Source organism: Streptomyces sp. WAC05292, assembly GCF_003949955.1.
Classification (GTDB): Bacteria; Actinomycetota; Actinomycetes; order Streptomycetales; family Streptomycetaceae; genus Streptomyces; species Streptomyces globosus.
Window position 1 is genome coordinate 1 of record NZ_RPSE01000269.1, and the last position, 8,723, is coordinate 8,723.

7 protein-coding genes and 1 tRNA gene are annotated in these 8,723 nt (G+C 69.5%); 2 read left to right on the forward strand and 6 right to left on the reverse strand.

Going from position 1 to position 8,723, the window contains the following annotated elements; translation table 11 throughout:
* Positions 1–60: 60 nt before the first annotated feature.
* The gene (ppc, locus tag EF903_RS23325) at positions 61–2,742 is read left to right on the forward strand and encodes a phosphoenolpyruvate carboxylase (protein ID WP_125546213.1); all 2,682 of its coding nucleotides are present in this window, start codon (positions 61–63) and stop codon (positions 2,740–2,742) included.
* Between the two features lie 105 nt (positions 2,743–2,847).
* Positions 2,848–3,438, forward strand: coding sequence for a Uma2 family endonuclease (locus EF903_RS23330; RefSeq protein WP_125546201.1), 591 nt, complete (start codon positions 2,848–2,850; stop codon positions 3,436–3,438).
* 3 nt (positions 3,439–3,441) lie between these two features.
* Here EF903_RS23330 and pth read toward each other — a convergent pair whose 3' ends face one another.
* From pth to EF903_RS23360, 6 genes are all read right to left on the reverse strand, one after another.
* Positions 3,442–4,032: an aminoacyl-tRNA hydrolase gene (gene pth, locus EF903_RS23335; protein ID WP_125546203.1), complete on the reverse strand. Its 591-nt coding sequence runs from the start codon at positions 4,030–4,032 to the stop codon at positions 3,442–3,444.
* 94 nt (positions 4,033–4,126) lie between these two features.
* Entirely contained in the window at positions 4,127–4,714 is a 588-nt protein-coding gene (locus EF903_RS23340; protein ID WP_125546205.1) for a 50S ribosomal protein L25/general stress protein Ctc, read from the reverse strand.
* 218 nt (positions 4,715–4,932) lie between these two features.
* Positions 4,933–5,910 (reverse strand): ribose-phosphate diphosphokinase, encoded by a 978-nt coding sequence (locus tag EF903_RS23345; RefSeq protein ID WP_125546207.1) that lies wholly within the window; start codon positions 5,908–5,910, stop codon positions 4,933–4,935.
* Positions 5,911–6,056: 146 nt separating this feature from the next.
* Positions 6,057–7,505 (reverse strand): bifunctional UDP-N-acetylglucosamine diphosphorylase/glucosamine-1-phosphate N-acetyltransferase GlmU, encoded by a 1,449-nt coding sequence (gene glmU, locus EF903_RS23350; protein WP_125546209.1) that lies wholly within the window; start codon positions 7,503–7,505, stop codon positions 6,057–6,059.
* 107 nt (positions 7,506–7,612) lie between these two features.
* Positions 7,613–7,689, reverse strand: a tRNA-Gln gene (locus EF903_RS23355).
* A 14-nt stretch (positions 7,690–7,703) separates the two neighbouring features.
* A complete protein-coding gene (locus tag EF903_RS23360; RefSeq protein WP_125546211.1) occupies positions 7,704–8,597 on the reverse strand; it encodes a hypothetical protein in 894 nt (297 codons plus the stop codon).
* Positions 8,598–8,723 lie beyond the last annotated feature (126 nt).

Consider the following 8,723-nt stretch of genomic DNA (forward strand, 5'->3'; position numbering starts at 1 on the left):
ACCCCGGGCCGGGCCCCGTCCCCCTCCGTCGCCGCCGCCAACGCGGAACTCCGCGCGGACATCCGCCGCCTCGGCGACCTCCTCGGCGAAACCCTCGTCCGCCAGGAAGGCCGGGACCTCCTCGACCTCGTCGAGCGCGTCCGCGCCCTCACCCGCACCGACGGCGAAGCCGCCGCCACCCTCCTCGGCGACACCGACCTGGAGACCGCCGCCAAGCTCGTCCGCGCCTTCTCCACCTACTTCCACCTCGCGAACGTCACCGAGCAGGTACACCGCGGCCGCGAACTGCGCGCCCACCGCGCCGCCGAAGGCGGCCTCCTCGCCCGCACCGCCGACATGCTCAAGGACGCCGACCCCGACCACCTGCGCGAAACGGTCCGCAACCTCAACGTCCGCCCCGTCTTCACCGCACACCCCACCGAAGCCGCCCGCCGCAGCGTCCTCAACAAGCTGCGCCGCATCGCCACCCTCCTGGAGGAGCCCGCCACCGGCGCCGGCGACCGCCGCCGCCAGGACCTCCGCCTCGCCGAGAACATCGACCTCGTCTGGCAGACCGACGAACTCCGCGTCGTCCGCCCCGAGCCCGCCGACGAGGCCCGCAACGCCATCTACTACCTCGACGAACTCCACGCCGGCGCCGTCGGCGACGTCCTGGAAGACCTCGCCGCCGAACTCCAGCGCGTCGGCGTCGAACTGCCCCCCGGCACCCGCCCCCTCACCTTCGGCACCTGGATCGGCGGCGACCGCGACGGCAACCCCAACGTCACCCCCGACGTCACCCGCGACGTCCTGATCCTCCAGCACGAGCACGGCATCACCGACGCCCTGGAACTCATCGACTACCTGCGCGGCCTGCTCTCCAACTCCATCCGCTACACCGGCGCCACCGAGGAACTCCTCTCCTCCCTCCAGGCCGACCTGGAGCGCCTCCCCGAGATCAGCCCCCGCTACAAGCGCCTCAACGCCGAAGAGCCCTACCGCCTCAAGGCCACCTGCATCCGGCAGAAGCTCCTCAACACCCGCGAGCGCCTCGCCAAGGGCACCCCCCACGAGGAAGGCCGCGACTACCTCGGCACCGCCGAACTCCTCACCGACCTCACCCTCATCCAGACCTCCCTGCGCGAGCACCGCGGCGCCCTCTTCGCCGACGGCCGCATGGACCGCACCATCCGCACCCTCGCCGCATTCGGCCTCCAGCTCGCCACCATGGACGTCCGCGAACACGCCGACGCCCACCACCACGCCCTCGGCCAGCTCTTCGACCGCCTCGGCGAGGAATCCTGGCGCTACGCCGACATGCCCCGCGAGTACCGGCAGAAGCTCCTCGCGAAGGAACTCCGCTCCCGCCGCCCCCTCGCCCCCACCCCCGCCCCCCTCGACGCGGCCGGCCAGAAGACCCTCGGCGTCTTCATCGCCGTCAAGGACGCCTTCGAGAAGTTCGGACCCGAGGTCATCGAGTCCTACATCATCTCCATGTGCCAGGGCGCCGACGACGTCTTCGCCGCCGCCGTCCTCGCCCGCGAAGCCGGCCTCCTCGACCTCCACGCCGGCTGGGCCAAGATCGGCATCGTGCCGCTGCTGGAGACCACCGACGAACTCCGCGCCGCCGACGTCATCCTCGACGACATGCTCGCCGACCCCTCCTACCGCCGCCTCGTCTCCCTCCGCGGCGACGTCCAGGAGGTCATGCTCGGCTACTCCGACTCCTCCAAGTTCGGCGGCATCACCACCAGCCAGTGGGAGATCCACCGCGCCCAGCGCCGCCTGCGCGACGTCGCCCACCGCCACGGCGTCCGCCTGCGCCTCTTCCACGGCCGCGGCGGCACCGTCGGCCGCGGCGGCGGCCCCTCCCACGACGCCATCCTCGCCCAGCCCTGGGGCACCCTCGAAGGCGAGATCAAGGTCACCGAACAGGGCGAGGTCATCTCCGACAAGTACCTCGTCCCGTCCCTGGCCCGCGAAAACCTCGAACTCACCGTCGCGGCCACCCTGCAGGCCTCCGCCCTGCACACCGCCCCCCGGCAGTCCGACGAGGCCCTCGCCCGCTGGGACGCCGCCATGGACATCGTCTCCGACGCCGCCCACGCCGCCTACCGCGCACTCGTCGAAGACCCCGACCTGCCCGCCTACTTCTTCGCCTCCACCCCCGTCGACCAGCTCGCCGACCTCCACCTCGGCTCCCGGCCCTCCCGCCGCCCCGACTCCGGCGCCGGCCTCGACGGCCTCCGCGCCATCCCCTGGGTCTTCGGCTGGACCCAGTCCCGGCAGATCGTCCCCGGCTGGTACGGAGTCGGCTCCGGCCTCAAGGCCCTCCGCGAAGCCGGCCAGGAGGACGCCCTCACCGAAATGGGCGAACGCTGGCACTTCTTCCGCAACTTCCTGTCCAACGTCGAGATGACCCTCGCCAAGACGGACCTGCGGATCGCCCGCCACTACGTCGACACCCTCGTCCCCGACGACCTCAAGCACGTCTTCGACCGCATCCGCGCCGAACACGAGCTGACCGTCCGCGAGGTCCTGCGCATCACCGGCGGCGAGAAGCTCCTCGACTCCCAGCCCGTCCTCCAGCAGACCTTCGCCGTCCGCGACGCCTACCTCGACCCCATCTCCTACCTCCAGGTCTCCCTCCTGGCCCGCCAGCGCGCCGCCGCCGCCCGCGGCGAAGCCCCCGACCCGCTGCTCTCCCGGGCCCTCCTCCTCACCGTCAACGGCGTCGCCGCCGGCCTGCGCAACACCGGCTGAACGGCACGGTCGAACGAACGGCCGGTATCCGCGTCCGTCACACGATGTGATGACGGACGCGGATACCGGCCGCTACCGTTGGTGGACAAGACCAGGATGCCGTCCATGGGAGCAGCCATGACCGCCGAGCACAGCTGGCCCCGTCCCCCCGCGGACGGGTACACCGTGGACGACCTGCTGTCGCTACAGGACCTCCCGCCCCACACGGAGCTCATCGACGGGAGCCTGGTCTTCGTGAGTCCGCAGCGGAACTTCCACACCGACGTGATCGACTTGCTCGTCACGGGTCTCCGCCGGACCGCCCCGCCACATCTCAAGGTCAAGCGTGAGATGACCGTCGTCCTGGACAAGCGGAACGGCCCCGAGCCCGATGTGTCCGTAGTCCTGGCCGAGTCCGTCACCGGCCCGACACAGACGTTCTACCGGGCGGAGGACGTTGTACTGGCCGTGGAAGTGGTGTCTCCCGATTCCGAGGCGAGGGACCGCAACACCAAGCCGATCAAGTACGCCGCCGCCGGCATCCCCAACTTCTGGCGCGTGGAGATGACCGGCAGCCACAACGATCCCCTGGTGCACGTATACGTCCTGGACCAGCAGACCCGCAGTTACGTGCACGCAGGCATGTACCGCGACCTCCTCAAGACCGACGAGCCGTTCGACATCGACATCGACCTCACCCGGATCGCCGACTACTAGCCCTCAGGAGTTGTACGCGGACTGCGCCCGCTCCAACCCCTCCGCCACCAGGCACTCCACCGCATCCGCAGCCCGGTCCACGAACCAGCCCAGGTCCTTGCGCTCCGCGGACGAGAAGTCCTTCAGCACGAAGTCCGCGACCTGCATCCGACCCGGCGGCCGCCCGATACCGCACCGCACCCGGTGGTAGTCGGGCCCCAGCGACTTCGTCATCGACTTCAACCCGTTGTGCCCGTTGTCACCGCCGCCCACCTTCAGCCGCAGCGCCCCGAAGTCGATGTCCAACTCGTCGTGGACCGCCACGATCCGGTCCACCGGCACCTTGTAGAAATCCCGCAAGGCCGTCACCGGACCACCCGACAGGTTCATGAAGGACATCGGCTTCGCCAGCACCACCCGCCGGTTCGCCGGCCCCGGAGGACCGAGACGACCCTCCACCACCTGCGCCCGCGCCTTGTGCGCCTTGAACTTCCCCCGGATCCGCTCGGCCAGCAGGTCCACCACCATGAACCCGACATTGTGGCGGTTGCCCGCATACTCCGCCCCGGGGTTCCCGAGGCCGACGATCAGCCAGGGCGCTGCGTCGTCCGACATCACTAGCTCCTCAACATGGACGACCGCCGTCCTGCTCCAGTGGAGCCGGACGGCGGTCGGGTGCGCAACCGGTGCGACGGGAAAAGGGGGAGGCTCAGGCCTCCGCGCCCTCGCCCTCGCCCTCGGCGGCCGGCTCCTCGGCCTGCGCCGCGAGAACCTGCAGGACGACCGCGTCGGCGTCCGTCACCAGGGACACGCCGGACGGCAGGGCGACGTCCTTCGCCAGCACGGACGCGCCGGCCTCCAGGCCCTCGACCGACACGGTCAGCGCCTCGGGCAGGTGGGTCGCCTCGGCCTCGACCGAAACGGTCGCGAGAACGTGCTCCAGCAGGTTGCCACCGGCAGCCAGGTCACCCTCGGCGTGGACCGGAACCTCGACCGTGACCTTCTCGCCCTTCTTGACCGCGAGGAAGTCCACGTGGTCCACGGTGCGCTTGATCGGGTCCTTCTGGACGGCCTTCGGAATGACCAGCTCGGTGCCGTCACCCGCGATGTCCAGGGAGATCAGGACGTTCGGGGTCTTCAGCGCCATGGTCAGCGCGTGACCCTCGACGGCCACGTGCTTCGGGGCCTCACCGTGGCCGTAGATGACCGCGGGGATCTGCTTGTTGCGGCGGGTGGCACGGGCGGCGCCCTTGCCGAAAACGGTGCGGAGCTCAGCGGAAAGCTTGACCTCGGACATGTTCACTCCTCGTGGGGTGACGGAACGGACAACGGTCACCCGGCCACGAAACGGCCTGCTACGAAGAGCGCGTCGATAACGGAGCACCCACACCGAAAAGTGCGGCCTCCCTCGCCGAGCAACTCCACGAGTCTACCCGGCACGGAGGCCGCACCCAAAAGGATCTCCCAGGAGCCGACCGCCACGGCCGGCCCCCGGGACCCGTCCCACTGCTACCGCTACTGCTGCTCCTCGAAGAGGCTCGTCACCGAACCGTCCTCGAACACCTCACGAACCGCACGCGCGATCGTCGGCGCGATCGACAGCACCGTGATCTTGTCCAGCTCCAGGTCCGACGGATCCGGCAGCGTGTTCGTGAACACGAACTCGCTCACCTTCGAGTTCTTCAGACGGTCCGCCGCCGGCCCCGACAGGATGCCGTGCGTCGCCGTCACGATCACGTCCTCCGCACCGTGCGCGAACAGCGCCTCGGCGGCCGCACAGATCGTGCCACCCGTGTCGATCATGTCGTCGACCAGGACACACACCCGGCCCTTGACCTCGCCGACCACCTCGTGGACCGTCACCTGGTTCGCGACGTCCTTGTCACGCCGCTTGTGCACGATCGCCAGCGGAGCGTCCAGACGGTCACACCAGCGGTCCGCCACCCGCACGCGGCCGGCGTCCGGGGAGACGATCGTCAGCTTGGTGCGGTCCACCTTCGCACCCACGTAGTCCGCGAGGACCGGCAGCGCCGACAGGTGGTCGACCGGGCCGTCGAAGAAGCCCTGGATCTGGTCCGTGTGCAGGTCCACCGTCAGGATGCGGTCCGCACCCGCGGTCTTCAGCAGGTCCGCGACCAGACGCGCCGAGATCGGCTCACGGCCCTTGTGCTTCTTGTCCTGGCGGGCATACCCGTACGACGGGATGATCACCGTGATCGACCGGGCCGACGCACGCTTCAGCGCGTCCAGCATGATCAGCTGCTCCATGATCCACTTGTTGATCGGAGCCGTGTGGCTCTGGATCAGGAAGCAGTCCGCACCACGCGCCGACTCCTGGAAGCGGACGTAGATCTCACCGTTGGCGAAGTCGAAAGCCTTGGTCGGCACGAGCTGGACGCCCAGCTGGTGCGCAACCTCCTCGGCCAGCTCGGGGTGGGCGCGGCCGGAGAAGAGCATCAGCTTCTTCTCGCCGGTCGTCTTGATCCCGGTCACAGCACAGTCTCCTCAGACGTGTTGAAAGCTGCTCGCCCCCATGTGCGTCCGTCCCGCACACGGTGAGCCAGCCGAATTGCGTGCACCTATCACGGTACGCCGTCCCCGGCGCACCTGTTTCCGGACAGTTCACCCGGAAGAGCCGCTCAGGCCCCCGAGGACCCCTCACCGGCCGCCGACTGCGCCGCCGAAGCAGCCGCACTCCCCGGCCGCTTCCGAGCCACCCAACCCTCGATATTCCGCTGCTGGCCCCGCGCCACGGCCAACGCACCCGGCGGCACGTCCTTCGTGATCACCGACCCCGCAGCCGTGTAGGCACCGTCCCCGATCGTGACGGGCGCCACAAACATGTTGTCCGAACCCGTCTTGCAATGTGAGCCCACCACCGTGTGGTGCTTGTGCTCACCGTCGTAGTTCACGAACACGCTCGCCGCACCGATGTTCGTGTACTCGCCGATCGTCGCGTCACCCACGTACGACAGGTGCGGCACCTTCGTGCCCTCGCCGATCGTCGCGTTCTTCATCTCCACGTACGTGCCGGCCTTCGCCTTCACACCCAGGTTCGTCCCCGGACGCAGGTACGCGTACGGACCCACCGACGCCGACGCACCGATCACCGCCGACTCCGCCACCGTGTTGTCCACCCGCGCACCCGCACCCACCCGCGTGTCCCGCAGCCGCGTGTTCGGACCCACCTCGGCACCCTCGCCCACATGCGTGGCACCCAGCAGCTGCGTACCCGGATGCACCAGCGCGTCCTGGCCGAAAGTCACCGACACGTCGACGAACGTGCTCCCCGGATCCACCACCGTCACGCCCGACAGCATCGCCCGCTCCAGCAGCCGCGCGTTCAGCAGCGCCCGCGCCTCCGCCAACTGCACGCGGTTGTTGATCCCCAGGATCTGCCGGTGATCGCTCCCCACCGACGCACCCACCCGGTGGCCCGCCTCCCGCAGGATGCCGAGCACGTCCGTCAGGTACTCCTCGCCCTGGCTGTTGTCCGTCCGCACCTTGCCCAGGGCGTCGGCGAGCAGCGCGCCGTCGAACGCGAACACCCCCGAGTTGATCTCACGGATCGCGCGCTGGGCGTCGGTCGCGTCCTTGTGCTCCACGATCGCGGTGACCGCACCGGTCTCCTCGTCGCGCACGATGCGGCCGTACCCGGTGGAGTCCGGGACCTCCGCGGTCAGCACGGTCACGGCGTTGCCGTCGGCGCCGTGCGTCGCGACCAGGGCGCCGAGCGTCTCGCCGGTCAGCAGCGGAGTGTCGCCGCACACGACGACGACGGTCCCCTCGACGGACCCGCCGAGCTCCTCCAGCGCCATGCGGACGGCGTGGCCGGTGCCGTTCTGCTCGTACTGGACGGCGGTGCGGACGTCCGCGTCGATCTCGGCCAGATGGGCCGCGACCTGCTCGCGGGCGTGGCCGACGACGACCACGAGGTGCTCGGGGTCCAGCTCGCGCGCGGCGGCGACGACGTGTCCGACGAGCGAGCGCCCGCAGATCTCGTGGAGGACCTTGGGAGTGGCCGACTTCATGCGGGTGCCCTCACCCGCTGCGAGTACGACGACGGCTGCCGGGCGGTTGGCGCTCACGGGTGTGCCCTTCGGCTTCGGGTGGTGGACCCCCGAAGGATACCGGGGGGCCAGACGCCGTAAACGAGGGCGGGTCCCGACCTTCTGGTCAGGACCCGTTGTCAAAGCTCCCGGGGCAGGAGTCGAACCTGCGTCGTACCTAGATTCAAAGTCTAGTCGCCCCTACCGACAGAGCAACCCGGGATTGTCGCGGCAAGCCTACGCGTTCAGGCGGCTTGCCTCCACTGCCACTTGCGACCACCACCCCTCGATGCGCCGGTACAAGTCGGCGCTGTCGAGCACCGAGACCACCAGGCACCCTCGATACCCGGCGCCCACGTTCTTGCGTACGGTGGTCGGGTTGTGCTTCTTGAGTGTGGTCGGCTGAAAGTGCGACGCGGGGACTTCCAAGAGGTCAGCCCAGTACTGCTCAGCTCCCTGGACGTCTGCGGACGTGTGGATCATCACGCGGTACCTGATGCGCTCGCGTGCCACCTTGAGGAGATCGAGCCAAGCCTGGAACACCTTGACCATGTTCGGGTCGCTGTTGACGAACATCACTCGTTCGCGCCGGGCGTGCGGTTTGCTCTTCTGCCCCTCTGACCAGTACAGCCCTACGCCAATGAGGAAGAGTTCGCGCTCGGTCAGCCGCCCCACTTGCGCAGCCGCGTCCTGCTTGGTCTGCTGCCGCTCCGCCTCCCGCCGCTCCAGACGCTGCTCCCAGCCCCGCCGGGCGATCTCGGACGACTCCTCCCGCGTGCGGGTCCGGTCCGGTTTGGGCAGGTCGCGGACCCATAGGGAGATCGAGCTCTTCGAGCAGCCCAGTTCGAGCTGGATCCGGTCGTAGGTCATGCCCTGGAGGCGGAGCTCGCGGGCGCGGGCGCGGAGGTCGTCCTTGGCGTTGGGCCGGCGGGTCCAGTCGGGTGGGGGCTCGCCTTCCAGGAGGCGGCTGAGGATGTCGTTGTTGTGGACGTGGAGGTGGTCGCGGATCTGGCGCCGGCTGAGGCCTTGGCGGCGGAGGGCGACGGCCTGGTCGCGGAGGGCCTCGAAGGTGGCCGTGCCGTTGCGCAGGCCGCCGGTGTCGTCGCCGCGGTCGTGTCGGGTTTGGGTCATGCCTCCACTGTCGTCCGGAATGTGGGATTCAGGTCTTGATGCGTGGGCGATTCAGTCGTACGTGCGAATACCGGTGGTTCGCGGGAATTCCCGTCGGCGGTGTGCTGGGGGCGCTGCGTAGGGTGG

Coding starts and splice junctions, on each gene's coding strand:
- EF903_RS23330 (WP_125546201.1), top strand. CDS start 2,848: ATGGGAGCAGCCATGACCGCCGAGCACAGCTGGCCCCGTCCCCCCGCG.
- pth (WP_125546203.1), bottom strand. CDS start 4,032: ATGTCGGACGACGCAGCGCCCTGGCTGATCGTCGGCCTCGGGAACCCC.
- EF903_RS23340 (WP_125546205.1), bottom strand. CDS start 4,714: ATGTCCGAGGTCAAGCTTTCCGCTGAGCTCCGCACCGTTTTCGGCAAG.
- EF903_RS23360 (WP_125546211.1), bottom strand. CDS start 8,597: ATGACCCAAACCCGACACGACCGCGGCGACGACACCGGCGGCCTGCGC.